Source organism: Leptolinea tardivitalis, assembly GCF_001050275.1.
Classification (GTDB): Bacteria; Chloroflexota; Anaerolineae; order Anaerolineales; family Anaerolineaceae; genus Leptolinea; species Leptolinea tardivitalis.
Genome location: NZ_BBYA01000001.1, coordinates 179,371 through 206,238, shown reverse-complemented (window position 1 = coordinate 206,238; position 26,868 = coordinate 179,371). Strand labels below are relative to the sequence as shown.

Below are 26,868 nucleotides of genomic sequence, written 5' to 3'. Positions count from 1 at the left end.
AGTCTATTGGTGAGATCTAAAATCGATATAGAACATATGGATAATTTACAACCCGTACAGGGGAAATCGGCACCATTAGAACCACCAATCTCAACGGCAGATCAATCTGTTGAGTCAGCTTCCGGTTATAAAAAATCTCCTTTTGCTTCATTTTTGCTGGAACTCGTTCAAACATTGGTTCTTGCCGTGGTGCTCTATGTTTTGATTGATACAGTCATAGCCCGGGTCCGCGTTGAAAATATCAGCATGCGCCCCACCCTGGAACCAGGTGAATTCTTGCTCGTTAATAAAATGGCCTATAAATTAAATGCCATGAGCCGCGGTGATATCATTGTTTTCCATTATTCGCCTACAGAAGATTACATTAAACGGCTAATTGGTCTCCCCGGGGATGTAGTGAAAGTGACGAACGGTAAAGTCAGTGTCAATGATTTTATGCTGGATGAACCATATATCGCTGCACCCCCTGCGTATAATGGCGTATGGGAAGTGCCTGAAGGTGCTGTATTTGTTCTGGGTGATAATCGCAATCAATCGTCTGATTCTCATGCCTGGGGATTTGTCACAATGGACAAAATCGTTGGTAAAGCACTGGCCATCTATTGGCCATTGAAGAATGCCCATGTCCTGTCTCATCCGAACATTGTTAAAGCGGCTGTGAATGAGGGTCCATGAAAAACATATCTGACATTATTTCGCAGGCTGAAGAATACAGCCGGGAGCTTCCCCCTTTGCCGGCGAATTGCGGAGCTCTTGTGCAGCCGGTGGCCAGGTATCTGGATTCTGCCCTGCATAAACCAGAGGCTACACCTGAAGACGTACGGAAACTTTGTGCAGAAGCTTTGCAATGGAATATTGCCGGAGTCTATACAAACCCGGTTTATCTGCCATTGGTGGCTGATCTGTTGAAAAACAGCACCATCACAGTAGGAAGCATTGCCGGTTTTCCCCTGGGAGGGTTTTTAACCAAGACGAAAGTTTTTGAAGCAATTACCTATATAGAAATGGGGGCATCAGAAATTGATATGGTGCTGTCTGTAGGCCAGTTGAAAGCTGGAGAATATCAGGCAGTACTTGACGATATTACAGCCGTTGCCGATGCCGTGCATTCCAAAGGTAAAATTATCAAAGTGATTCTCGAAACTTCGCTGCTCACAAGAGATGAAAAGATCATAGCCTGTCTTCTGGCGCAGGCCGGTAAGGCTGATTTTGTGAAAACCAGCACCGGTTTTTCAAGTGCCGGAGCTACTGTGGAAGATGTTGATTTGATGCGGCGTGTCGTGGGTACTACAATGAAGGTGAAGGCTTCTGCTGGAATTCATACGCTCGAAAAAACCCTGGCGTTAATCCATGCCGGTGCAGACCGTTTGGGTACCAGCAAGGCAGCCCTCATATCAGCGGATGCAGAAAAATTGAAAGTAGGTATCGATGGTTGACGATTTACAAGCACGCGGTATCCCCTGCTCTGAATGTCAGGCGGGTATCATGCACTATCGCAAGATCACCTATCTTACCTGGTTGAACGAAGATTTGATCACTGTGCCTGATTTTCCTGCCTGGGTTTGTGATGTTTGCGGCCGCCGTGAATATGACGGGCAGGCAATATTTCAATTAAATCTATTGCTTAACCCTACAGCCGGAAAACCAACGCCCGCCGTTCGAAAACATCGCATTAATAAAAAGAAACCGCAACAAAAACGTCCCCGCTCCACCCACCCGGAATGATCACGGCTGCCAGGCAGGGGCAGTCTCCCGGGCTGACATATGGCTCACATTCGTTTGCAACAAACCGGCGGCGGTCATGATATATATTTGCGGTATACCATCACGTTCCGACGTAAAAGCAATCCACCTTCCATCCGGCGACCAGCAGGGATCATAATCCTGCCCGCTGGTGGTAACCAGTGAAGTGGAAGCACCTCGTTGAGCGAAACTGGCAACACCAATTTGCTTGAATCGCCCTTTGATGCGAGTGTAAGCCAGCAAACTCCCATCCGGGGAAAAAGCAGGGTCAAAGACCTGTCCCAAACGACCAAACGCTTGATTCGGGTCATATGGTTGCGGGGTTTTATAGGCTGTTTCAGCATCCCTTAGATAAAAATATTGATGACCATTGGTATTAATCACATAGAATAGGCTCTGCATATTCGGCGTCCAGATGCCCTGCATTTCTTCGTAATTTAAACTGATTCTTTCTTGATCGCCCCCGTCTGGATTCATAAAATACAACTGAGATACACCATCTTCACGGCCGTTATTGGAAAAGCTGATCCATTTTCCATCCGGTGACCAGGCGGGATACAGATCATCCCCTTCCCTGTTGGTTATGTCAACTGGTTGGCCGCCGTCAACAGGAATTTTCCAAATATCCAAACCCAGTTGTTTTTGATCACCGGCTCCCAGAGCCGAATAGAGCACATATTTGCCGTCAGGTGACCATGCAGGCGTGGTTTTATCTCCTGCATCAAACGTCAACTGCCGGGTAGTCAGGGGAATGGGTTTTCCGGCAGAATTCAACCCGATTTGCATTAACCAGATTTGCCAGTTTTTTTCATCTGCCTGATTACTCGAATAAGCCAACCATTTACCACCCCCTATCCGTCTGGGGACGACAGAAGAATTCACAGCCGGCAGAGTCTCTGAAAGGATGATCTCTGTCGATGTTTTGGGAGGATTGTATACAGCTGACCGTTGGACGGTCTCTATGGGGATCGTCTCGTGAACTGGATTGCTTTCAACGGGTATGACCATTTTGGCAGGTGATGACACAAGTTTAAACATGGCCGCAAGAGAAAACACGGCAATCGCCAGAACCAGAAATCCTATTAACACCATAGCCGGAACAAACCAGACGGGTCTATTTTTGTTGTCAGGCAAGGCAGGTGATTGACCTGCACGATCATTAAGTCGAAATGCCGGATCATGCAATGCCTTTTTAAATTCCTGAACAGACGAGAATCGGTCTGACGGATTCAAAGCCAGAGCCACATGCAGAGCATCCGAGATATTTTCCGGAATCTCAGGATTCAAAGATCGGGCTGGCTTGACTTGTTCACCTTCCAGAGCCCGCCTGACACTATCTGTTGGCCGGTTTCCAGTCAACAGCGTGTAAATTGTGGCCGCCAGGGCATATTGATCGGAAAAAGAGCCGGTATGTCCACCACCTGTTTGTTCAGGAGGAGCAAAACCGGGTGTAAATCCCATTGCTCCTGCTGAGGTTTTCTGAGATGCTTCAGCCACTTTGGCAATGCCAAAATCAACCAGAGCTGCCGAACCATCCTCTTGAAGTTTGATATTGGCCGGTTTTATATCACGGTGAATGACTGGCGGTTTGCAGGAATGCATATAAATGAGTGCATCAGCCAGTTGGTCCGCCCAGACCAGCACTTTTTCCAACGGCTGGCGTCCTTCACGTTCCAGGATGGACTGTAAATCATCACCGGGCAGATAATCCATCACCAGATACTGATAGGAACCTTCAATGAAATAATCGGTCACTCTCGGCAAATTGGGATGATGAAGTGCCGCAAGCAGGTGGGCTTCCAGGAGGAACTGATTTGCGCTATCGTCTCCCCGATTAATATTTTCTTTGACCGCCGCCACCTTTTCCAGAGTAAGGTCATTTGCCAGGTAAACCGTTCCCATACCACCTTTGCCCAGAATTCGGGTGATTCGGTAACGGTTATGCAGCAGATAATCTGGTTCAAGGCTGTTCATTATCTCATTGTAGTATGGCAGCCTGTTTCATGCCGAATTCTCAATACCTGAACCAGATGCAATCTGAAAAATCATCGAAAAACAACCAATTGTCCATTTGACCCGCTTCTGGTTGCATGCTATCATCGTTTTACGGTTTTATTTTCATTTTTTATTCAGAACATTAACAAAAATCTTTAACAGGAGACCTCGATGAGTTCTGATTTTATTATTCGTCTCATTGGAATGATTGCTTTTTCTTTTCTTGGTGTGTATTGGGGTTCTTCGTTTGGACAGATGGCTGCACCGGTTAGCGGTATGCAGGCATTGAATACAGAGCAATATACATTTACATTTGGATTGGTCGGTGCACTGGCAGGCCTCGTGCTGACGCCTTACCTGACCACCCGTCCCATTCGAGATGTAAAGAGCCTGCTCGGAAGGCTGTCACCCCAGCAATTATTTGCCGGACTGGCCGGCCTGGTATGCGGGCTGCTTATTGCGGCTCTGTCATCGTTCCCTCTTTCGATGCTGCCCAAACCCCTCGGAGAAGTCCTTCCGTTCATTGGTGTGCTGGTATTCAGCTACCTGGGTATTTCTGTCTTTGTCATGAGACAGAATGATCTCTACTCTGTGCTTCACGGAGTATTTCCACGCGGCAATTCGGAACATACGAGTGACACCGGCGGATCCGGCTGGGCAGAGAGCCGAACGATCCTTCTGGATACCAGTGTGATCATAGACGGGCGTATTGCCGATATTGCCCGCACTGGTTTTTTACCCGGTTCCCTGCTAATTCCCCGCTTTGTCTTGAATGAGCTTCAATACATCGCCGATTCGGCTGACAGTATGCGCCGCCAGCGCGGACGCCGCGGGATGGAAGTTCTGTCTCAGCTCCAAAAGGAACCGACTATTCCGGTACGCATCAGCGATATTGATGTGGAAGGGATCCGCGAGGTGGATGATAAATTAATCACCCTGGCACGTCAGCTCCGCTGTCCGATTCTCACAAATGACTATAACCTGAACCGGGTCGCGGAGTTGCAGGGTGTAACCATCCTGAATGTAAACGAATTGGCGAATGCGGTAAAATCAGTTTTGCTGCCCGGTGAAATTCTTAACATTCGGGTGATTCAAGAAGGCAAGGAAGCCGGGCAGGGTGTCGGGTATATGGATGACGGCACAATGGTTGTAATTGAAAATGGTCAGCGGTGTCTGAACCAACAATTGAATGTCATTGTCACAAAAGTACTGCAAACGGCCGCCGGCCGCATGATTTTTGCAAGGCCTGAGGACCGGCTGTATTCAAGCCAGGAGTAATTTTCATGGGAATTAAGATTTACAACACATTGACGAGAAAAAAAGAAGATTTCGTCACCATTGAACCGCATAAAGTACGCATGTACGTTTGCGGACCAACGGTTTACAGCAACGCCCACATCGGTCACGCCATGTCATCATTGGTGTTTGACATCATCAAACGTTACCTTGAATATCGCGGCTATTCGGTCAACCATGTAATGAATTTTACGGATGTTGATGACAAAATCATCAACCGCGCCAATCAGCAGGGGGTTGACCCATTCGAACTGGCCGAAGGATATATAAAAGAATTTCGCCGACATCTGGCGGATCTGAATATCCTGCCGGCTACATTCAATCCGCGTGCCACACAGGAGATGCCGCAGATCCTTGAAATGATTCAAGGATTGATCGACAAAGGTTACGCCTATCCCAAAGACGGTGATGTGTATTTCCGGGTCACCCGTGATGAGGATTACGGCAAACTCTCTGGCCGTAAATTGGATGAAATGCAGGCAGGTGCTCGTATTGATGTGGACGATCGCAAGGAACATCCCATGGATTTCGCCCTCTGGAAAGCTGCCAAACCCGACGAGCCCGCCTGGGATACCGCCTGGGGACGCGGACGCCCCGGTTGGCACATCGAGTGCTCGGCTATGAATCTGGCACATCTTGGTGAACAGATTGACATTCACGGCGGCGGCAATGACCTGATTTTTCCACATCACGAGAATGAAATCGCCCAGAGTGAATCGTTCACCGGAAAACCATTCTCACGCTATTGGGTTCATAATGGCATGCTCACGCTCTCTGGCGAAAAAATGTCAAAATCAATTGGCAACCTGGTGTCCATCGATGAATTTTTATCAAAACATTCTGCCAGTACCCTGCGGTTGATGGTATTAAATTCCGGTTATCGCAGTCCACTAACCTTCAATGATGAGGTCATCGGTGCGGCAGAAAAAGGCCTGGAACGGCTGCGTTCTGCTCTTAAACCGGCTTTGCCCGGTGCTTCTAATACGTCGGAAGACGTGAAGAAATCGCTTGACGAACAAATTAAAAAGACCCGCGATGCCTTTATCGAAAACATGGATGATGATTTCAACAGCGCCGGAGCGTTGGGCAATCTGTTTGATCTGGTGCGGGTGATCAATCAGGCACGGGCTGATGGCGCCTCCGATGAGATTCTCAAACCGGCTCAGGCGGTCTTAAATGAATTATGCGGCGTTTTTGGCCTGATTCTTGAAAAGGAAACTGGAGAAGACCAATCGGCTGCCCCCTTCATCGATTATCTGGTGGAATTACGCACTGAGATGCGTAAACAAAAACTCTTCGCCTTCAGCGACCAAATCCGCGACCGTCTGTCTTCTATGGGAATTGTTCTCGAAGACAGCAAAGATGGTACAACCTGGCACAGGGCATAATTCCGTGCGTGAATGGATTACCGGACGTAACCCGGTTTTTGAGACATTATCTGTTCATCGACGTCAGTGTTTCCGATTAATGCTGGCCACAGGTATTGATGAAAAAGGGGTGATCGCTGAAATCCTTACGTTTGCCCGTGGAATGAAAATTCCTGTGGAGCGTGTAAATCGACAGAAAATCGATTCCCTGGGGGGCAATCCTCAGGGAATCGCCCTGGAAACATCCCCCTACCCCTATGTTGACCTGCGTGCCATCCTGAAGGCTGCAGAAAAGAAGGGGGAGCCCCCGTTCATTTTGATTCTGGATACCCTGCAGGACCCTCAAAACCTGGGAACTCTGCTGCGTTCGGCAGAAGCCTTCGGTGTACATGGTGTGATCATTCCAGCGCACAGCGCAGCGGGTGTAACACCGGCGGTTGTACACGCCTCATCCGGCGCCTGTGAGCACCTGCTCATTGCAGCCACAAACCTTGCTCAGGCTATTTCCGAATTGAAACAGGCCAATATCTGGGTCATCGGCCTGGATGCCGGTTTGGATGCCGTAGATATTGCGGATGTGTGGTTGGATGGTTCTCTGGCATTGGTCGTAGGCAGCGAGGCAGAAGGAATGCGTCCACTCGTCCGCCGATCCTGTGACACCATCGCCCGACTGCCCATGACCGGTCATATCGAATCATTGAATGCCGCCGTATCCGGATCCATCGCCCTGTATCTGGCTTCCCGAAAAAGATAAAAGAATGCCATTAATACTTTCCCACTTTTCCCCATCAAATATTTATTTGCAACCATTCTGATTTCGCTAAGAATGGTTGTACGCTGGCTTTAATTTCCCCACCTGACTCTATATACTATACATAAAGATGTTTCTTGATGAAACCACCTGAATAATATCCCTCTGATCAGGAAGATTAAGTTCAGTATGTTCATAAGATTTCATTGACAATAAGTAACCAAAGGGAAAAATGGAGGAAATATGTTAAGCAAAAATTTAGCCGGTGAAATGAATGCACAGATCAAACATGAGTTGTATTCTGCGTATCTTTACCTTTCCATGGCCGCTCACTTTGAAGCCAAGAATCTTCCCGGTTTCGCCTCATGGATGAAAAAACAGGCCCGTGAAGAACAGGAACATGCCCTGAAGTTTTTTGAATATCTCAATGATCGCGGTGATCATGTTATCTTACAGGCCATAGATCAACCGCCATCAGAATTCAAATCGCCACAGGCGGTTTTTGAACAGGTTCTCGAACACGAAAAGAGTGTAACCGCCCGGATCAATCTTTTGTACAGCATCGCTGTAAAGGACAATGATTATGCCAGTCAAACTTTTCTGAACTGGTTCGTGGCTGAACAGGTGGAAGAAGAGAAACATGCCAGTGAAATTATGGAATGGTTAAAAATGAGCGGTGATTCAACCAATGCCCTGTTCCAGATCAACGCCATGCTGGGGCAGAGAAGTTAAAAAGCTAATCAACCAGTCGGTTTAAATACATCCGTCCAAGGAATCTTGGACGGATTTTATTATTTATTTTCCCCTGTTGTCATCAGGGAACATGATGGCAATCTATCCAATAACAACCCAGATAAGCCAGAGTAAGATCATCAAAATGCCAATTCCAAACCGGGCTAGAATGGAGAAACCACAGCCAACCATCATGCTCTTTGTGGATTTCATAGCATCACGCCAGTTTTTCAATCGGATAACTTCCACAATGAACAGGGCTGCCAGTGCACAGACCAGACCGCCAAACGGAAACAGGAAGGGGATAAAACTTCCGGCAATACCTGCCAGCATAGATAGGCCGATGGCCAGCCAGGATGCCCCGGCCTGTTTGGCTGTGGCGCCCATTAGAATATTATCTACCACACTGCCAAACGCCATCAGGCCGGTAATCGCCACAAACAGGATGATTCCGCCGATTGTATAGGTTTTGGTGATGACCTCATAAATTCCGTAAACCAGCGCACCCGCCCAGATGATCACCAGCCCGGGAACCAGGTTTGTCAGCAGGCTGAGCAGACCCAGCACCATGACAGTAAAGATAACAGATTGAAAAATGGCCAGTGCGACTGTGTTCATCAGAATACGGACTACCGGATTACTTCAATGCCGCCCATCCAGGGGCGCAAGACTTCAGGTATGGCAATACTGCCATCCGACTGCTGGTAAGTTTCCATCACAGAGATCAACGTACGCGGCAAACCCAGACCGGAACCGTTGAGGGTGTGAACCAGACGGTTCTTTCCACCATCAGCGGGTTTATATTTGATGTTAGCGCGACGAGCCTGAAAATCTTCCACATTGGAAACCGAGGAGACTTCCAACCATTCACCGCAGCCTGGCGCCCAGACTTCTACATCATACGTGATTCGGGCGTTGAATCCGAGATCGCCGGTGCACAACCGTTTGATTCGGTAGGTCAATCCCAACCCTTTGCAGGTGGCTTCGGCATCTGCCACCATCTTATCCAGTTCTCTGGCACTCTCCTCCGGCCGGCAGAAAATGTACATTTCCACCTTATCAAATTGATGGCCGCGTTTAATTCCGCGAACGTCGCGTCCGGCGCTCATTTTTTCGCGCCGGAAACAGGGAGTATAGGCGGTATACCGCAGCGGCAGACTGGCATCATCCAGAATGTCTCCCATGTGAATGCCGGTCAGCGGCACTTCTGCCGTGGGGACCATCCAGAAATCTTCTTCATGGTCGCGATACAGATTGTCAGCAAATTTGGGAAGCTGACCTGATCCGTAAAGCACATCCCCTTTCACCATAAAGGGAAGGTATTGCTCTCGGTAACCCTGTTTAATGTGCAGGTCCAACATGTAGGCGATCAATGCACGCTGTAAACGGGCTCCCGCTCCGGATAGTACATAAAATCGTGATCCGGTGATCTTTACACCCTGGTCAAAGTTAATAATTCCCAGCTTTGGACCCAGATCCCAATGGGGAATCGGTGTGAAATCATATTTCGGTTGTTCGCCGATCACTCTGACAACAATGTTCTCAGAATCATCCTTACCGATTGGAGTATCATCCGCCGGCAGGTTGGGGATGCCGGAAAGCAGGTCGATCTGATCAGCTTCCACCTTGCGAATTTGTTCATCCAGAACGGCAATCTGATCGCCCACTACCCGCATGGCTTCAATTTTCGCCTTCCGCTGTTCAGGATCCTTGACCTGGGAAATTTCTTTTGAAACGGTATTCCGCTCGCTTTTCAGCGATTCCGCTTTGGTCAACAGGCTGCGGCGCTGTTGGTCAATCTCCAGAATGCGAGATACGACCTCTGTATCCATATTCCGAAGCTGCAGGGCTTTTCGAACGGTATCGGGATTTTCACGAATGAGATTGATATCCAACATGAGGCTTGCTCCTGAACATGAAAATAATCTTAATAGATACGGTATTATAAATCGAAACCAATCCCAACCCCAACCCGGCATTTAACTAAGATTGTGCCAGCTGACCATCAAACAATTAATCTGTATACGCATAGTATCCTCAAGAGTTGCTGAATTTCCTGCGCCGGGTGTTTCTCAATCAAATTTGAAAAACATATTAATTCATAATACATGTGAGATTTACAGGATATTTATCTCGATTCATGTACGATTGTAAAAAGTCAAAGGGGAAATTTCAGTCTGCACTCTTCTAGCAGGCAGGCACCATCAATTTGCGACTCCTGTTGACAATAGATCTGAAGTGAGGTGGAAGATGACATTTGTCAACAATTTACGCACATTTTCGAAATTGATCAGCGGTTTTGGTATCCTCATCTTCCTCATGATCGTCATAGCGTTGCTCGGTGGGAAGGGAATTACAGATATCCGCAGTAATCTAGACTCGATGTACAGCCGTCAGCAGATGGTTTACGACAAAATCGATGAAATGAACGATGGGCTCAGTCAAATCAGGGGGGATATTTACCAATTTATCGCCATCCCCGAAGATACCACGGTCATATCTGATTACAAATCTGCCACATATAAAATTGATTCCATATTAGATTATCTGGCAACCCAGAAATTAACGGCGGAAGAGACCACCCTGATTAACCAGTTTACAGAACAATGGCCTGAGTATAAAACGGCAGCCAGCGAGGTGATGAGATTTATCTCAAATGGTGATAAATCTTCTGCCCAAAAGAGTCTGGCTGTGAATGGAAGATTATCTTCCATTGGATTAAAACTGACTGCAACGATATCAGATTTGAACGTTTTAAGTGCCAAACAGGCTCAACTATCCTATGACTCCGCCGTTGACACACATCAGAAAACGCTGATTATTCTCATTGGCGGATGTATTATTTGTCTTGTCATGGCGGTATTGATTGTCTATACCATCACAGACAGCATCAATAAACCCATGTCAGCGGTGCTAGGCGCCTTGAATACATTGAAACAGGGAAGCATCACCCTTGTGGTCACAAATGACAAATTGCGGAATCAATTGCTGACAAGAAAAGATGAATTCGGCGAGTTGGCCAGGGGGGTTCTCACATCACGAAAATACTTGACCGAAATGTCCGAGATCGCAGATGCCATAGCCAAAAACAACCTTGCCATAAATGTTCAACCGAAGAATTCCGATGACAAGCTGGGAAATACCCTGCTGCAAATGGTTCAAAACTTGAACACCACCCTGGCCGAGGTGGCAGAAGCCTCCCGGCGAGTACAGGAAGCATCGATGCAATTAGCCAATGCGTCTCACGAGTCGGGACTGGCTACCAGTCAGATTTCGACTACCATTCAGCAGGTGGCGGCGGGTACAACTCAACAGTCAGAAGCCATCAGCCGGACGGCGTCATCTATCGAACAAATGGGACGGGCAATTGACGGTGTCGCCAAAGGTGCCGAAGAACAGGCATCCGCCACAGCCAGGGCATTTGCCCTCACCAATCAGTTGTCTGACGCTATAAAACAGGTTACCGGTAACATTGACCAAATGGTACAGGGTTCCACTGGCGCAGCCGATGCTGCCCGCCGTGGATATGAAACGGTGAACCAAACACTTGCCGGTATGCAATCTATAAAAACAGCCGTAGACCTTTCAGCCAACAAAGTACAGGAGATGGGTTCACGATCAGATCAAATCGGGGATATCGTGACAACCATTGAAGATATCGCCTCACAAACAAATCTTCTGGCTCTCAATGCAGCCATTGAAGCCGCCCGCGCTGGCGAAGCTGGAAAAGGCTTTTCTGTTGTTGCTGATGAAGTTCGCAAGCTGGCAGAACGGTCTTCATCTTCCACTCGCGAAATTGCTGATCTGGTAAAAGATATTCAGCAAACCGTATCCGAAGCTGTAGAAGCCATGACAAAAGGCTCTAAAGAAGTGGATGCCGGGGTCTTACTGGCTAATCAGTCAGGTGCTGCTCTCCAGGAAATTCTCACATCCAATGAGACAGTCAGTATTCAGGCCAGAGAAGCCGCAATTGCGGCAGAAAACATGGCTAAATCAGCCTCTGAACTGGTTTCTGCTGTTGAATCTGTTTCCTCCGTTGTGGAACAAAACACAGCCGCTACAGAAGAAATGGCTGCCGGTTCTAATGAAGTCACCCAGGCTATTGAGAATATCGCGTCTGTTTCTGAACAAAACTCAGCCGCTGTTGAAGAAGTGTCTGCTTCAGCTGAAGAGATGAGTGCCCAGGTGCAGGAAGTCTCCACCTCGGCAAAACGGTTGTCAACACTGGCGAATCAACTATCCGGAATAGTCGAGCGTTTCCAATTGGCCTGAATTCATTTATACATTTATCATTGAAACCATGAAGCAGGAAAAATAATTCACGGTTTCTTTTTGGGTCACTTGCCTGGTTCATTTGTCGTAAACATTCACGTATATTTGCGAGAAAGAACCATAATGAGAATAATGGCATTATGTCACTGACACAATCTTACATGGGTGATCACCCGGATAACTATTATTTCCACGGTCAGGTCAATCTGATCGATTCTTCCGTGAGAAATACTTTTCAATTTGTCATTCCAGCAGGCGATCAAAAAACGTATCGTCTGGCCCAGATGGATACGTGTACTCACATTCAACGGAAAAACTTCAGATTCCACCCGCCAGTGAAAATTTCTTTACAGGCCCGTGTGAGTGACAATATCCTTCCGGGGACATGGGGATTTGGCCTGTGGAATGATCCATTCTCCGCTGGCATCGGGATAAAAGGTTCCGGATTGCGCCTTCCCTGCCTGCCGCAGGCGGCCTGGTTTTTCTACGGTTCTCCTAAAAACGATCTCAGTTTTTCGCAAGAAACAGAAAACAACGGTCTGATGGCTTCTGTTTTTTCATCAAGAAAAATCCCGCCTGTATTGTTTCTATTTGGGCTGCCCGTTTTACCTTTGTTATTCTTTCGCCCTGTTTCACGCCAACTACGCCGATTGACATCCTGTTTTATTCATGAAGAATCACAAAAAGCAGATATTACCCCCTCATACTGGCATGAATATGAGTTGATCTGGCTGGATGACAAAGTTCAATTTATGATCGATAAAAAAATGATCCGTGATACAAACCTGTCACCCTGCCCGCCGCTCGGATTGGTGATCTGGATCGACAATCAGTATGCCAGTTATTCATCAAACGGCGCCATCCGATTCGGCCTGGAAGCCAATCCTCAGTCTGCCTGGTTGGAAATCAGAAATCTTGAAATCACGACATGATTTCAAAAATCCATATCTTCCCTTTCCACGAGCTCCCCTCAGAATTACTTCTTTGAAAACTCTTTTGGTATGATAATTTCCCCCTGACCGGGTTGTCCCACACATTCCACGGCGTCAGGCCGCATATCTACCAGCCATGCCGTAGCTGCGGAAAAAATCGCCCGAAGTTCATGCGCCGGGAGAATTTGCTCCATGGGAACCTGGGATGTGCGCAAGCGATAGCGGGTAAATTCTTCCAGAAAAACCATCGGGTCTTTCAGGGGGAAACCGAATTCATACAAAAGAAGTTGGCGTTGAAGCCGTCCTTCGAGTGACCGAGATTCATACGGCATGGTTCCGGTTGCCAGCCAGTAACCTGCATCACTCTGTGTTTCAAAAAAAGATCGTTTATTTCTTTCACCGGTATTATCATATCCAAGTTGTTTCATTCCAGCTGTCAATTCCAGGCTGCGCTCCACCCACAAAGGAAGTTTCTTCACATTCCCAACAGGCTGGAAAAATTGGAATCCCCGAGCGGTAAGTTCACTATCACCGGTACGGGCAACAACTGTTTGTTTTATTTGTTCCGGTGAAAACAAGCCTTCCTGGTATAAACTATCCTCTGGTATTTGAGCTGAAACCGGGGCATTAATAGCCACAAGGGCCGTTGATTGCCCAGCGAGGTAAGCCAGTACATCTCCCAAACGTCCATGACCGCAGGCAATTGTCTCCAGATTCCCGTTTAAAGCCGTGTAAAAGTAAGGCTTTTGAACAGCCTGAACGTCAATTCCAATATAGGTCGAAAAATCAGCCATAGCATTCAGTTTAATCGAACCAATGCGTATGCGCAAATTCTATGTTTCGAAGGAAATTGAATTGGATTATCATCAAACTGATTAACAACAAATTTCATTATTCCATCCCAAAGAGGTTAACATGACACAATCCACTGTACTGCTTTTTACACGCAATGGCATGGGTGATGGCCCGGCTGAATTACAACAGGCTCTTACTGAAAAATATCTGACACTTACTCTGGCTTCAGGTATTCTACCTGACCGGATTCTGTTTTATACCGAGGGAGTACACCTGACCTGCGAGGGCTCTCGCGTTCTACCTCAATTGAAAGAAATGGAATCACGCGGTGTTAACCTGATTATTTGCAAAACCTGCACCGACACATTCGGCGTCACAGATAACGTTAAAGTCGGGATCATCGGTGGCATGCCGGATATCCTTGAATCACTTCAAAAAGCGGATAAGGTGATCAGTCTCTAGATAGATCGTCCGTAATTTTTGACTTGAGACATCCCTTTGACTATACTGAAGATATTATTATCGACAAATTCATGTGTGGAGGCTTGAAACGATGGCTGAATCGTCCGCGTTTAAGTTGACCTATGCAACAATGTTCAATCCCCCGGAAGAATTACATACCCGGTTTGAAGAAGCGCTGAAAGACAAGAAAAACCATCTGGGTGAAGAACATGCCATGTTCATTGATGGCAAAGATGTAAAAACAGACGAAAAGTTTAACGATATTTCTCCGGTGGATACCGATGTGGTTCTGGGTGTTTTTCAGAAAGGTGGAAGTGAAACCGCCAACCAGGCTATTGCAGCAGCCAAAAAGGCATTTCCGGGCTGGTCGCATACCCCCTGGGAAAAACGAATAGAGCTTCTCAGAAAAGCCGCCTCATTAATGGATGAACGCATCTATGAATTTGGTGCCGTCATGGCCATGGAAGTCGGCAAGAACCGGACGGAAGCACTGGGTGATGCAGCCGAAACAGCTGATCTGATTCGGTATGCCTGCGATCAGGTAGAAGCCCATAAGGGTTTTGTATATGAAATGGGACATGATCCACTGGTAGGCTACAAGGCAGACAACATATCAGTTCTGCGGCCCTATGGCGTCTGGCTGGTGATCAGTCCATTCAATTTCCCCTGTGCCCTCACCGGCGGTCCTGCCGGTGCCGCCCTGGCCGCCGGTAATACTATCGTGATGAAACCCGCTTCAGATACACCCTGGACGGCACGCCTGCTGGCAGAGTGCTTCCGCGATGCCGGTCTACCCGCCGGTGTCTTCAATTATGTTACTGGAGGCGGCTCAACACTTGGCCAGGCCCTGATCGAACACCCGGATGTTGCCGGTGTCACCTTTACTGGTTCATATGACGTGGGGATGAAGCTGTACCGTGATTTCGCCGCCGGTCAATGGGTCCGTCCGGCCATTCTGGAATTGGGCGGCAAAAACCCTGTCATCGTTACCCGCCATGCCGATCTTGAGACCGCCACTGTGGGTATCATCCGCTCGGCTTTCGGGTTGCAGGGGCAGAAGTGTTCCGCCGGATCCCGCATTTATATTGAAGAACAGATATACGATGCCCTGGTAGCCAGACTGGTGGATGCCACCAATAAATTGACCATCGGTGATCCTACCGACCGCAAAATCACCCTGGGACCGGTGATTAATAAGAAGTCTTATAACGACTTTCAGAACTTTGTGGATGACTTGAGACATTCCGGAAAAATTCTCACCGGCGGGAAAATACTCACAGATGGAGCCCTGGCTAAAGGTTACTTCTGTGCTCCCACGTTGGTTGAAAACCTTCCCTACACCCATAAACTCTGGAAACACGAAATGTTCCTTCCCATTTCCACTATCGGCAAAGTGAAAAATCTGGATGAAGCTATCCAGCATGCCAATAATGTTTCCTACGGCCTGACTGCCGGAATTTACGGTAATGATGATGAAATTGCCACTTTCTTTGACCGAATCGAGGCAGGTGTGAACTATGCCAACCGGCCGCAGGGTGCCACAACCGGCGCCTGGCCGGGTTTCCAACCCTTTGGCGGATGGAAAGGTTCAGGTTCCAGTGGAAAGAACGCCGGAGGTTTGTATTACGTCCAACTCTATATGCATGAACAGATCCGCACCCGCATCCGCAAAGCCTAGGGGCGCGCATGGGCAAACTGTGTTCGCTCAAAGAAGCCGTCAGTCAATATGTGCATGATGGTGACCTGGTCTATGCGGCCGGGTTTACCCATCTGATTCCATTTGCCGCCGGGCACGAAATTATCCGTCAGGGCCGCAAGAACCTTACCCTGGCACGTGCCACACCTGACCTGATTTATGAGCAGATGGCCGCTGCCGGGTGTGCCCGCAAGATCATTTTTTCTTATATGGGCAACCCCGGAGTGGGATCACTGCGGAATTTACGATCTTTAGTGGAAAAGGGACTTCTGGAAATTGAAGAATATTCCCATTTTGCCATGATCACCCGTCTGCAGGCCGGAGCTTCCGGCTTGCCGTTTTTACCTATGAATGAAACCGGGGCTTTCGATCTTGAAAACGTCAATCCAAATTTCAAACGGGTAACGGATCCTTATTCCGGCAAATCAGTGGTGGTTGTTCCACCGCTCAATCCAGATGTTGCCATCATCCATGCCCAGAGGGCAGACATCAATGGAAACGCCCAGATTTGGGGCATTCTGGGTGAACAAAAGGAAGCCGCTTTTGCCGCTGAACATGTAATTCTGACCGTGGAAGAGATTGTGCCGGAAGATGTTATCCGGTCCGATCCCAACCGCACCATTATTCCCGATTTGATTGTGGATGCCGTTTGCCATGTGCCATTTTGCAGCCATCCCAGCTATACACAGGGATATTATGATCGTGATAATGAGTTTTATCTGGAATGGGACAAAATCAGTGAAACGTCTGAATCTGTGCAGCAATACCTGGATGAGTGGGTATATGGCGTTCCCGACCGGGATGTCTACTGGAAAAAACTCGGTGAAACCACCCATTCCCGACTGGCCGTCCATGAACAGATGAGTGTTCCGGTGAACTATGGCCAGTATTGATTATTCTTCCACCGAATTGATGATCGTTAATTCTGCCCGTCTTTTACAAGATGGAGATGTGGTTTTTGTTGGTGTGGGCTTACCCAATCTGGCCTGTAATCTGGCCCAGCGAACGCATGCACCCCATTTGCAGATGATTTATGAAGCCGGGGTAATTGGCGCCCGGCCGGCTCGTCTGCCCTTATCCATTGGCGATCCCACTCTTGTGTCAGGTGCAACATCCGTTTGCAGTATGTATGATATTTTCACGCTTTATCTGCAGCGCGGAAATGTAGATGTTGGATTTCTCGGCGGCGCACAGATAGATCGGTTTGGAAATATCAATGCCACAGTGATAGGCGACTATGCGCAACCAAAAACCCGCCTGCCCGGTTCAGGCGGCTCCCGTGAAATCGCTGCCTGGGCTAACCGTTGCTATATCATCACACCTCACCAGAAACGCCGCTTCCCGGAAAAGGTAGACTTCTGTACATCTGCCGGTTTTTTCACAGGCCAGGGTGAGCGAGACCGATTAAACCTTCGGGGCAAGGGTCCACAGGCGGTGGTGACCGATATCGGCATCCTCCAACCTGATGAATCTGGCGAGCTGGTGTTGACCGCCCTTCATCCCGGAAGATCATTAGATGAAGCGAAAAATAATACCGGTTGGGTGTTGAAATGTGATCGGTGCGAAACCATAACGAAACCTCCTACAGAAGAGGAAATTCGTATTCTGCGAAAAGAACTTGACCCAGAAGGAATATATCTCAAATGACGGCTGAAACTCTCCATGTATTGATCACCATGCCTTTTACGGATCAACAGATTGAAAAGATAAAATCAATCTCCCCTTCGCTAAAAGTTACGGCTATTCGTGCACATTTGCCCGGAGAGATTCCGGATGACGTCTGGTCAAAAACTGATATTCTCTACACCGATTCTGTTCTGCCGGAACCCGATCTGGCGCCCAACCTGAAATGGGTGCAATTTCACTATACAGGCATTGACTATGCCATTAATAAACCCATCATGTCAAAGGCCGGTCTGACCGCCACCACCATGAGTGGTGCCAATGCCCCCCAAATGGCGGAGTATGCCATGACCATGATGCTGATGCTGGGGTCCAATATCAAGTTGATGGTTGAGAATCAGTCAAAATCACTTTGGCCGGACAAACGGTGGGAATTCTACAAACTGCACGAATTACGCGGCAGCACTGTTGGACTGGTTGGATATGGCAGCATCAACCGTGAACTTGCCCGCCTTCTACTGCCATATCAGGTTACGGTTCTTGCGGCAAAACGCGACCTGAAACTGCTCAAGGATGACGGCTATATCCCTGCCGGACAGGGCGACCCCGACGGTGATTTCTTCACACGCCTCTATCCCATCGAAGCGTTGAAATCCATGATCAAGGAATGTGATTTTGTCGTTCTGGCTTTACCGCTCACACCAGGGACCCGCAATCTGTTCAGCACAGATGAGTTTTCTGCCATGAAATCTTCAGCCTACTTTATTGATTTGAGCCGCGGCGGCATAACCGATCTGGCTGCCCTGAAGGAAGCCCTGGAGAAGAAAATTATCGCCGGTGCAGCGGTTGACGTTTTTCCAGAGGAGCCACTGCCAGCCAACAGCCCTCTCTGGAAGGTGCCTAATCTGATTATTTCACCCCATGTCGGCGGCGTCAGTCCACATTACAACAATCGCGCTGTGGACCTGTTCTGCGCGAATATCCAGCGTTTTCTCGAGAATGTCCCATTGTTCAACCGGTTTGATCCGGAAAAAGGGTATTAACCGGGTAGAATTATCGGGTTATGAAAAACCCGAACATTGATGTTATCTTTTTTGACCTCGGCAGCACTCTGATCTATTTCGACGGGTACCTACCCGATGTAATGGCACATGCCTATCAAGAGCTGGCCGCCTCATTGCTTGAGAGTGGTTTTACCCTCAATAAAGATGTTTTTCTTTCCGAATTCCTTTCCCGCCTCGAAGCCTATCATTCCGAACGGGAAACCGAGTTAACAGAATTTACAACCGAACAGGTTCTGCGGATTGTACTGGAACGGCAGGGTTTGACCGGTATTACCAGCCAGCAGATGCGTCCCCATCTCGCCCGGATGTATGCCGTTACACAGGCCTGCTGGAAAATTGAAGAAGACACACTTGACACTTTGAAAATACTGAAAAACGCCGGTTACCGGATGGGTATTATTTCGAACGCCGGTGATGATTGGGATGTTCAAGTTCTGGTGGATAATGCCGGCATCAGACCATTTTTTGACTACATCAATACATCCGCTGCGGCAGGGTTTCGAAAACCGCATCCCTATATCTTTCAACTGGCTTTCCAGGCAATGTCCGTTACACCACAGCGATCGGTGATGGTCGGTGATACACTGGCCGCTGATATCCTCGGATCCAAAAATCTTGGCATGCACAATGTCTGGATTACCCGGCGGGTCAACAAATCAGCAATCCATTCTCATGTCGATACCATCCTTCCAGACCAGACAATCGCCACCCTTTCAGAACTTCCCGGTTTATTGGAAACCTGGCCTTTCTGACCCATCCCTCCCTTTGAAAGTTTTTCCACCATGCCAGCATTCCGAAAACCGGTTCCGTATATTGCTCTTGGACTGAGTGTGTTATGTTTATCCATGTCCGCCATATTTGTGCGCACAGCCCAGGCACCCGGCGTGGTAACGTCTTTCTACCGGATGGCTACGGCGGCAATTATTCTTCTACCGATAATTTATTTCAAATCCGGCGGGAAATCGACAATCGATAAGCGCTGGTTGTTAGGCCCACTGGCCGCCGGATTCATCACAGCACTTGACCATGCCTCATGGAGCACGGCCATCTCATACACTACAATTGCCAATGCCAATCTGCTGAACTACATTGCCCCTATCTGGGTGGCATTAATCTCCTGGCTTATTTGGAAACAAAAGCTCCCGGGGTGGTTCTGGATAGGTCTTTGCCTTGTGATTTCTGGAACCACCTGTATCTTTGGTTCCAACCTGTTCTTGCATCCAGCTTTCAGTAAAGGTGATGCCCTTGCCCTGCTATCTTCATTTTTTTTCGCGGCATATTACCTGATCACCCAGAAATCGCGTTCCAGAGTAGATGCCCTTACCAGCACTGGTTTGATCGCTGCCGGAAGTGCCATAACGTTGTTAGTGATATGCCTGTTGAGTGGAGCCCCGCTCAGCGGTTACCCGCCAAAAACCTGGGTTCTTTTCTTATGTGCCGGAATTGTTTCACAGGTGTGCGGATACTTTTTTATGACGTATGCCCTCGGCCATATTCCCGCTTCGATCGTATCACCCACCATGATCGCCTCACCGGTCATATCAGCCCTGCTGGCAATTCCCATAGCCGGGGAACCCCTTAATGCTTTCCAGATTGCCGGCGGTATCCTTGTATTTGCCGGTATCTTTCTCGTTAATAAAACCCGTAAGGCAGAAACGGTCAATCCACCGGCAGCAGCCGAAATTGAATAATCACGTCTGAATCAGCATCAATGGGGAGGATTTGAAACGGATATTGTTTTCCGCCGCCTGCCCAGTAAAGCAGTTCCTGAATAAGCCCGGCAAGAAAATGCAGCCAAATCTGGTTGGTACCCTGTGCATCAACTGCCAGATTGGATTGCATGATAATTTCCACATCATCGTCTGATTGACGGATAGAGAAACTGGCTGTGTGCCAATGTTCCAGTAATCCAACCACTTTCCGAATTCCATCCATCAAACGCTTACGGGGAGGTTGCAGTCGAAATTCGAGGCTGTCAATGTCAATTGCCTTCCCGTAATCTCTAACAAGATATTTAAAGGCGGCACATCCACTGCGGAGGAAAAGTCCGCAGGCAGACACAAATCCATAAGTATCAACCGCCTGATGGGCAATCCGTTGAATCGTTTCAATTTCTACGCCATTTCCATAGGTGAAAGCGCCAGGTTGATCCCCCGTGAGAATCTCTCTTATCCCCTTCTGGAAGATTGCATTCACTTCAGGGGAACCGAATGGGTCAGTCATGACGAAATCCTTCTAAAATCCCGTCCTATTCCTCTTCCAATCGTTTTTGAATGATATGGAGAAGGCTCAGTAGAACGTTTTTTACCGGTTTCATTTCTGTGGCAACACAGGGTAAAACCGGAATATCATCTTTTAACCGCAAAGCATGCCGAATATCCTCGACATCCCAGGCATCTTCCAGATCTTGTTTATTAACAGCCACCACAAAAGGCGTATCCGAATGATCTGAAAAAGTATCAAGAATATATCGGGCTTCCCGGAATGTTTCGGGGCGGGTGCTGTCTACCATCAAGATGTACCCCAGCATTCCCTCAGCCAGTATATCCCACATAAATTCAAAACGCCGCTGACCTGGAGTGCCAAACAAATGGAGCACCAATGATTTGTCGATGGTCAGGCGGCCAAAATCGAGGGCGACGGTGGTTGTTTGTTTGACTTTTTCTGCATCACTCGAAATATTTTGTTCAGTGGAGACCACTTCAATTTCACTGACAGTGCGGATAAATTCAGTCTTTCCGGCATTGAAAGGCCCGGTAATGACCATCTTCACAGTCTGAACTTGAGAATCTGAACCAGCCACAGTTTATAAACCTCTAATTCGGGTAATCAACCGATTTACAAGTGATCTCTGCTCGTCCTTGGACTGGTTGGGCAGGAGTTGCGTTTGTGGTAACTGGCGGGCCTGCTCTGTTTTCAATACCTCCACCAGACCTGCCTGGAGCAGACCATAAACTACGCGACGAATTTGCAGGTCATCCATTGAGGTTGCCTGGGCTATTTGACGAATGGAGTTCTTTGGATTAACGAATGAGACCACTTTCCATTCTTCAACAGTCAGGTTGACCTTTCGCAGGTTGTTTTCCGGCCGTTCTGAGAATTTAAGAGAGACATCCAGATTGGGAAGCTCATCCATGAGGATTTCCATTTCCTGAATGTGCCGCGAACCCTCCATGATCAGGTTTTCCAATTCCATATTGAGGGCGATCTTATCTTCAGGCGGCGGTTCGTTGGGGATGAAACGAAACACACCTTCCTGCCATGTAAACAACCGGCGAATCACAGAAACATGATGCTGTTGAAGACTGTTCAAGATCGTTTCACGGGAGACAAAACCGGCATTGATCAGTTGCAACCCCAGTTCCTTATCCCAGATAGCGCCACCCTTATTTTTTATAGCCCGGTACAAATTCGGGCTAATTCGTTGATTCTGGTAAAGAACCGATGCAAGAGAGGAATCTTCATTAGCCATCAAAGCACATGCCAGACGGCCATCCCGGAAGTAAACGTGAGCTGTTTCTCCCTTTTGTATAATTTCCAACATTCCAGTTTTGCGCGCTAAATTAACGAGATTAAGCAGTTGTGCAAATGGAAAGTCTCGGAGATTCCCTTGCAGCGCCATAACACCCCTATCAATAAGAATGCGTAGCCAGTAGAAAAATTATACCGTTCTCAAGGTTTTTGGTCAAATTGAATGCGGTTATAATTGAGTTCTATTCAATCGGCGGAGCGTGCGTCTAATATGACACATGAGACATTAATCATCTTTAATCCAATTGCCAACCTGGGCCGCGCTTGGCCGGTGGCTTCCACCTTGCGTCGGGTTGCTGATGAACTCGGAGGAGCTGATTGGTCTGGTACGGTCTATCCGGGTCATGCTTCAGAAATTGCCACCAAAGCAGGCGAACAGGGGTATAAACGTGTCATCGCCATGGGTGGCGACGGCACCATTCACGAAGTCATCAATGGATTAATGTCCATACCATCCGCCTCTCGCCCTCAACTGGGTATTGTTCCGGTTGGTTCCGGGAATGATTTTGCCGGAACCATGGGCATTCCTCGAAATTCTGAAGAGGCACTGCGCAAGGTGTACTCCGGAACCCCCAGGATGATCGATGTCGCCAGTGTAAAAGATGATGCTGGGCGGGTTGAATATTGGATGAACACCCTGGGCATGGGGTTTGATTCCGCCGTCAATTTTCATTCCCGCGAAGTTCTTGTTTTTCAGGGATTCATGATTTACTTTTTAGCCGTTTTTCGTACAATGGTAGAAAACTACCATCCATTCCGAATTACCGGTACAATAGATGGAGAACCTGTTGACCAGGAAACATTGATGTTCACGGTGTGCAATGGGAGAAGAGAAGGCGGAGGTTTTCTTCTGGCTCCCGATGCAGTGCAAGATGATGGAGTGCTGAACTATACGCTTGTTGGTGTGATTCCCCGGTTAGCCATGTTTTCTGCCATACCTCATTTTCTCAAAGGAACCCATGCCGGATTAAATTATGTAAAAACCGGCACCTTTAAAAAGATAGAAATAAAGTCAAACAAACCTTTATGGATTCATGCAGACGGTGAAATTTTTGCCGGTTTTACATCACATGTTACAGAATTATCGTTAGAAGTAGTGCCAAAAGCAATTGAATTAATCCTATAAAAAACATACAAAAGGTACCGTGCCCGATATAACCCAAACCCTCCAAGATGCCGATCTCGGCTTCCTTAAATTTGTCGCCTCTTCCTGGGAAATTCATGATCTGCCAGATGACAGCGAAGTGATACTGGCTGCCCTGCAAATTAAAGCATCAGATGTCGAAGCTGTGCAAAATCTGGCATCCAACCTGCCCCCGGAAGCCCAGTCTGCCCTGCGCGCCCTGATCCAAAAACGTGGACGGGTGTCTTCCACCCTGTTCGAACGCACGTACGGAGAAATCCGTACCATGGGTGTCGGCCGCCGTGAGCGGGAACACCCCGAACTGAATCCGATCTCAGTAGCCGAAATTCTCTGGTATAGAGGATGGATCGGACGGGCTTTCCTGGGTGGCGGCGGCAGACCGGAAGATATGATCTACCTGCCCGACGAAATCTATGCTGCACTTACCGATCTGGAAGGCGAGGATCAACCGACATCACCCACATTCTCCACCCAGGCTCAGGAAAGCCGCATCTGGTTCTACCGAGATGGTGTGCTGGAACAGGCCTGCACCGTACTAGCGGCTTTGCGTTCCGGTGAAGCCGTGGAAGATTTGCCTCCCCGTCGAGGCGCTGTGCCCACCCCGGTTCTGGTAGCCTGGCTGCGCTGCCTGAAATGTCTGGACGACCAGAATAACATTCAACCTGAAGCCATTCGCCGGTTCCTCGAATCCTCACGTCCGCAGGGTTTATACATCCTCATCCAGGCATGGCGGGGTTCCATGGAGTTTAACGAGCTGCGTATGCTGCGCGGACTTGAATTTGAAGGAACCTGGACAAATGATCCGGCAGATACCCGTGAACGCATTATCGAATTGATCAATTCTGTGGCTGGTGATGATTGGATGGATCTCACGGAATTTGTGGCTGCAGCCAAGCAAAAAGATCCCGATTTTCAACGCAGCGGCGGAGAATATGATTCCTGGTTCATTCGCGAAAGCCGCACCGGTGAATATCTTAAAGGTTTTGAAAGCTGGGACAGAGTGGAAGGAGCCTTGCTGCGCTTCTACATTACCGGTTTACTGTACTGGCTGGGTCTGGTTGAATTGACACGCCCAACACCGGGAATTGTACGTTTCCGCCTGTCTCCCTGGTGGCCTGCCATAAATGGTGACATGGAAATCATTGAGGCAAAGGATAATTCCACACCGCTTCAAATCAATCGAGCGGGTGAAATCCTTGCCCCACCGAGGTTTAATCTGGCGACCCGCTATCAGATCGCCCGGTTTGCCCAGCCTGTGGATTATCAGGGCAAAGGGTATCTCTATCGCATTTCAGCCTCCGGGCTGGCTACAGCCCAGGAACAGGGTCTAACACCCACCATGTTGGAGCGGATGCTCCACAAATACTCCCGCGGAGCAATCCCGCCAAATGTCCGCAATGCCCTGCATACCTGGGAACAGGCTGGTTCCCAGGTGCGTATTGGCGAGGTCATGCTGCTGCGGGTCAGCGACCCGCAGGTTATCCGCCGTCTGAAAGAAAGCTCAGCCGCCCGTTTCCTGGGCGAAAGTTTTGGTCCAACAGCGGTCGAGATCAAACCGGGAGCAGAAGATAGAATCCGCCAGATTCTTGTTGAGATGGGTCTGATCCTTTAGAATCACGTTGTAACCTTAGTTCCCCCGGTCTTCCCGGGGGAATTTTTTTTATCTGCCGGTTTCCATTTGATATTTGACCGGCCAGATTTGTATAATCAAAACAGGAAAAATCAATGGATGAACGTTTTCAGTTTGCCATCCTCTATCCCAGAATGGGAAGGAGATCGATCATGAAACGTTTCATGTTTATTTTGACGATAATATTATTGGTCTTTTCCAGCCTGGCGTTTATTCCAACTGAACAGCTGAATCAAGAAATTAATGCCAATCCTCCCAAAGACACGGTGAAACTGATTTTCATCCATCATTCCACCGGCGAAAATTGGTTGAATGACGAAAACGGCGGACTGGCACGTGCCCTGCAGCAAAACAACTATTTCCCCAGTGATACCAATTACGGCTGGGGTCCCGATTCCATTGGCGACCGGACGGATATTCCCAACTGGCCAGAATGGTTCCGCAGCCCCAATACCCCGCAGATTATGCAAGCGGTATTTAATGAAAACGACCTTCATTCACCCTATGAGCGTACACTGGCTGATCCGGGGGGTGAAAACCAGATCATCCTCTTTAAGTCGTGTTTTCCCAATTCCGCCCTTGAAGGAAATCCAGATGATCCTCCGACCCCCGGCAGCGATCTGAACGTAGGGAATGCCAAGTATATTTACAACGAAATATTGCAATACTTTAAAACCCGGCCTGACAAACTGTTCGTCCTGATCACAGCCCCACCGTTGATTGATTCCACCCATGCCGCCAATGCCCGCGCATTGACCGGTTGGCTGGTGAATGACTGGCTGAAAGAAAACAACTACACTCTACCCAACGTGGCTGTTTTTGATTTCTACAATGTGCTGACCGGACCCAATAACCACCACCGTTTTGTGAATGGCATTATCGAACACGCCGTTAATGACAAACGAAATACAGAGTATTACCCATCTGAAGACGACCATCCGTCCAGGCAGGGCAACCAGAAAGCCACGGCGGAATTTCTGCCCATGTTGAACATCTTTTATAACCGATGGAAATCAGCCGGTGCAGCTCAACCAGTTGAACCCTCAACCGCAGAAACACCTGCCATGATCCCAGATGATGGTCAAAATAACCAGTCTTCCGGGTCACCGGCTGGTGCGGTTGAAGGAATGTTATTCGATTTTGAATCTGACCAGCCCCCCTGGGAAGCTTCAGTGGACGAAGCTACCGGAACAACCGCTCTTGACTGCCAGGCCAGTCCAGCTGCGGCATTTTCAGGAAAACAGGGTTTACAGATCGCATTCAATGTACCTGCGAGTTCCTGGGCAACCTGTTCTTCTTTTTATGATTCGCCTCACGATTTAAGCAAATCTGATGGCGTTCAATTCATGCTAAAGGTGGACGAACCGGGTGTTGTCCTTCACCTGGATGTATTCACCGGTCCAAACGGCGATCGCGCCACATATGCCCGAGAAATTCCATTACAGGATGCCGGAAAATGGTTAACCGTACAAACACTCTGGTCTGACCTGAAACGGGTGGATTGGGAAACGGGCGGCGGCTCTGTCTTCAACCATCCCGGAGAAATCACCGGATTCGCCTTTGGTTTTCCTGCAGGAGAAAAGGGGAACAGCGGTGTGATATATGTGGACGATTTTCAGACTTTCAATGCCAAGTCTTCCCCCAGCGAGCCTCAATCCTCAAAACCGACCGTTCAACCGGCAGAACCATCCCCAACCCCAATGCAATCAAGAGGATTCCTGCCATTTTGCGGCTCGATTGTTTTCATTCCCCTGGGGATACTGGTCATCCTCGGTCGTCGCAGAGGATGACCGTTTTTACTCATAGAAAACCAACCAATAAATTCTACGAAAGTA

The 26,868-nt window shown here is 48.3% G+C and carries 26 protein-coding genes; 19 read left to right on the top strand and 7 right to left on the bottom strand.

What is annotated here, in order from left to right; translation table 11 throughout:
- Positions 1–36 precede the first annotated feature (36 nt).
- The 3 genes from lepB to LTAR_RS00970 are packed head-to-tail and all read left to right on the top strand — an operon-like array spanning position 37 to position 1,725.
- A complete protein-coding gene (gene lepB / locus LTAR_RS00980) occupies positions 37–675 on the top strand; it encodes a signal peptidase I (protein ID WP_081419728.1) in 639 nt (212 codons plus the stop codon).
- Positions 672–1,436 carry a deoxyribose-phosphate aldolase gene (gene deoC, locus LTAR_RS00975; RefSeq protein WP_081419727.1) on the top strand — a complete coding sequence of 255 codons (765 nt, stop codon included), beginning with the start codon at positions 672–674 and terminating at the stop codon, positions 1,434–1,436. The genes lepB and deoC overlap by 4 nt, the downstream gene beginning before the upstream one ends.
- Positions 1,429–1,725 (top strand): YgiT-type zinc finger protein, encoded by a 297-nt coding sequence (locus LTAR_RS00970; protein WP_062420263.1) that lies wholly within the window; start codon positions 1,429–1,431, stop codon positions 1,723–1,725. The genes deoC and LTAR_RS00970 overlap by 8 nt, the downstream gene beginning before the upstream one ends.
- On the opposite strand, the gene LTAR_RS00965 is transcribed toward LTAR_RS00970, so the two are convergent.
- A complete protein-coding gene (locus tag LTAR_RS00965) occupies positions 1,726–3,717 on the bottom strand; it encodes a protein kinase domain-containing protein (RefSeq protein ID WP_062420262.1) in 1,992 nt (663 codons plus the stop codon).
- A 192-nt stretch (positions 3,718–3,909) separates the two neighbouring features.
- Here LTAR_RS00965 and LTAR_RS00960 point away from each other — a divergent pair, with 192 nt between their 5' ends.
- The 4 genes from LTAR_RS00960 (at position 3,910) to LTAR_RS00945 (ending at position 7,884) form a co-directional block, all read left to right on the top strand.
- The gene (locus LTAR_RS00960; protein ID WP_062420261.1) at positions 3,910–5,016 is read left to right on the top strand and encodes a PIN/TRAM domain-containing protein; all 1,107 of its coding nucleotides are present in this window, start codon (positions 3,910–3,912) and stop codon (positions 5,014–5,016) included.
- Positions 5,017–5,021: 5 nt separating this feature from the next.
- The gene (cysS, locus tag LTAR_RS00955) at positions 5,022–6,422 is read left to right on the top strand and encodes a cysteine--tRNA ligase (RefSeq protein WP_062420260.1); all 1,401 of its coding nucleotides are present in this window, start codon (positions 5,022–5,024) and stop codon (positions 6,420–6,422) included.
- 4 nt (positions 6,423–6,426) lie between these two features.
- Complete coding sequence (rlmB, locus tag LTAR_RS00950) at positions 6,427–7,155, top strand: 23S rRNA (guanosine(2251)-2'-O)-methyltransferase RlmB (RefSeq protein ID WP_139044374.1); 729 nt, start codon at positions 6,427–6,429, stop codon at positions 7,153–7,155.
- Positions 7,156–7,395: 240 nt separating this feature from the next.
- Positions 7,396–7,884: a ferritin gene (locus LTAR_RS00945; protein WP_062420258.1), complete on the top strand. Its 489-nt coding sequence runs from the start codon at positions 7,396–7,398 to the stop codon at positions 7,882–7,884.
- Positions 7,885–7,986: 102 nt separating this feature from the next.
- On the opposite strand, the gene LTAR_RS00940 is transcribed toward LTAR_RS00945, so the two are convergent.
- Together LTAR_RS00940 and serS are read right to left on the bottom strand one after the other, a co-directional pair.
- Positions 7,987–8,502, bottom strand: coding sequence for a DUF456 domain-containing protein (locus LTAR_RS00940; protein ID WP_062420257.1), 516 nt, complete (start codon positions 8,500–8,502; stop codon positions 7,987–7,989).
- An 11-nt stretch (positions 8,503–8,513) separates the two neighbouring features.
- A complete protein-coding gene (gene serS, locus LTAR_RS00935; protein ID WP_062420256.1) occupies positions 8,514–9,782 on the bottom strand; it encodes a serine--tRNA ligase in 1,269 nt (422 codons plus the stop codon).
- A 352-nt stretch (positions 9,783–10,134) separates the two neighbouring features.
- On the opposite strand from serS, the gene LTAR_RS00930 reads away from it, so the two are divergent.
- Both LTAR_RS00930 and LTAR_RS00925 read left to right on the top strand, forming a co-directional pair.
- Positions 10,135–12,156 carry a methyl-accepting chemotaxis protein gene (locus tag LTAR_RS00930; protein WP_062420255.1) on the top strand — a complete coding sequence of 674 codons (2,022 nt, stop codon included), beginning with the start codon at positions 10,135–10,137 and terminating at the stop codon, positions 12,154–12,156.
- Positions 12,157–12,296: 140 nt separating this feature from the next.
- Entirely contained in the window at positions 12,297–13,088 is a 792-nt protein-coding gene (locus LTAR_RS00925; protein WP_062420254.1) for a hypothetical protein, read from the top strand.
- A gap of 44 nt (positions 13,089–13,132) precedes the next feature.
- On the opposite strand, the gene LTAR_RS00920 is transcribed toward LTAR_RS00925, so the two are convergent.
- Positions 13,133–13,882 carry a hypothetical protein gene (locus LTAR_RS00920; protein ID WP_062420253.1) on the bottom strand — a complete coding sequence of 250 codons (750 nt, stop codon included), beginning with the start codon at positions 13,880–13,882 and terminating at the stop codon, positions 13,133–13,135.
- Between the two features lie 121 nt (positions 13,883–14,003).
- Between LTAR_RS00920 and LTAR_RS00915 the strand changes: the two genes are divergently transcribed.
- The 7 genes from LTAR_RS00915 to LTAR_RS00885 all read left to right on the top strand — a co-directional run bounded on the left by LTAR_RS00915 (position 14,004) and on the right by LTAR_RS00885 (position 20,419).
- Positions 14,004–14,345 (top strand): DsrE family protein, encoded by a 342-nt coding sequence (locus tag LTAR_RS00915; RefSeq protein ID WP_062420252.1) that lies wholly within the window; start codon positions 14,004–14,006, stop codon positions 14,343–14,345.
- Between the two features lie 91 nt (positions 14,346–14,436).
- Entirely contained in the window at positions 14,437–16,023 is a 1,587-nt protein-coding gene (locus tag LTAR_RS00910) for an aldehyde dehydrogenase family protein (protein ID WP_062420251.1), read from the top strand.
- Positions 16,024–16,031: 8 nt separating this feature from the next.
- Positions 16,032–16,934 carry a CoA transferase subunit A gene (locus LTAR_RS00905; protein ID WP_062420250.1) on the top strand — a complete coding sequence of 301 codons (903 nt, stop codon included), beginning with the start codon at positions 16,032–16,034 and terminating at the stop codon, positions 16,932–16,934.
- Positions 16,921–17,688: a CoA-transferase subunit beta gene (locus LTAR_RS00900; protein ID WP_062420249.1), complete on the top strand. Its 768-nt coding sequence runs from the start codon at positions 16,921–16,923 to the stop codon at positions 17,686–17,688. Before LTAR_RS00905 ends, LTAR_RS00900 begins: the two co-directional genes overlap by 14 nt.
- The gene (locus LTAR_RS00895; protein WP_062420248.1) at positions 17,685–18,707 is read left to right on the top strand and encodes a D-2-hydroxyacid dehydrogenase; all 1,023 of its coding nucleotides are present in this window, start codon (positions 17,685–17,687) and stop codon (positions 18,705–18,707) included. The genes LTAR_RS00900 and LTAR_RS00895 overlap by 4 nt, the downstream gene beginning before the upstream one ends.
- 20 nt (positions 18,708–18,727) lie before the next feature.
- A complete protein-coding gene (locus tag LTAR_RS00890) occupies positions 18,728–19,480 on the top strand; it encodes an HAD family hydrolase (RefSeq protein WP_062420247.1) in 753 nt (250 codons plus the stop codon).
- A 30-nt stretch (positions 19,481–19,510) separates the two neighbouring features.
- On the top strand, positions 19,511–20,419 hold the full coding sequence (locus tag LTAR_RS00885; RefSeq protein WP_062420246.1) for a DMT family transporter: 909 nt from the start codon (positions 19,511–19,513) through the stop codon (positions 20,417–20,419).
- Here the strand turns inward: LTAR_RS00885 and LTAR_RS00880 are convergent.
- From LTAR_RS00880 to LTAR_RS00870, 3 genes are read right to left on the bottom strand one after another with little or no spacing between them, the layout of a single operon-like run.
- Positions 20,388–20,951, bottom strand: coding sequence for a hypothetical protein (locus LTAR_RS00880; protein ID WP_062420245.1), 564 nt, complete (start codon positions 20,949–20,951; stop codon positions 20,388–20,390). The genes LTAR_RS00885 and LTAR_RS00880 overlap by 32 nt on opposite strands.
- Before the next feature lie 25 nt (positions 20,952–20,976).
- A complete protein-coding gene (locus LTAR_RS00875) occupies positions 20,977–21,531 on the bottom strand; it encodes a GTP-binding protein (RefSeq protein ID WP_236686557.1) in 555 nt (184 codons plus the stop codon).
- 3 nt (positions 21,532–21,534) lie between these two features.
- The gene (locus tag LTAR_RS00870) at positions 21,535–22,350 is read right to left on the bottom strand and encodes a DUF4388 domain-containing protein (RefSeq protein WP_062531942.1); all 816 of its coding nucleotides are present in this window, start codon (positions 22,348–22,350) and stop codon (positions 21,535–21,537) included.
- Positions 22,351–22,470: 120 nt separating this feature from the next.
- Between LTAR_RS00870 and LTAR_RS00865 the strand changes: the two genes are divergently transcribed.
- The 3 genes from LTAR_RS00865 to LTAR_RS00855 all read left to right on the top strand — a co-directional run bounded on the left by LTAR_RS00865 (position 22,471) and on the right by LTAR_RS00855 (position 26,823).
- On the top strand, positions 22,471–23,385 hold the full coding sequence (locus LTAR_RS00865; protein WP_062420243.1) for a diacylglycerol/lipid kinase family protein: 915 nt from the start codon (positions 22,471–22,473) through the stop codon (positions 23,383–23,385).
- 19 nt (positions 23,386–23,404) lie between these two features.
- Complete coding sequence (locus LTAR_RS00860) at positions 23,405–25,015, top strand: helicase-associated domain-containing protein (protein ID WP_062420242.1); 1,611 nt, start codon at positions 23,405–23,407, stop codon at positions 25,013–25,015.
- A 170-nt stretch (positions 25,016–25,185) separates the two neighbouring features.
- Positions 25,186–26,823, top strand: a complete 1,638-nt coding sequence (locus tag LTAR_RS00855; protein WP_139044373.1) for a hypothetical protein — start codon at positions 25,186–25,188, stop codon at positions 26,821–26,823.
- Positions 26,824–26,868: the final 45 nt, after the last annotated feature.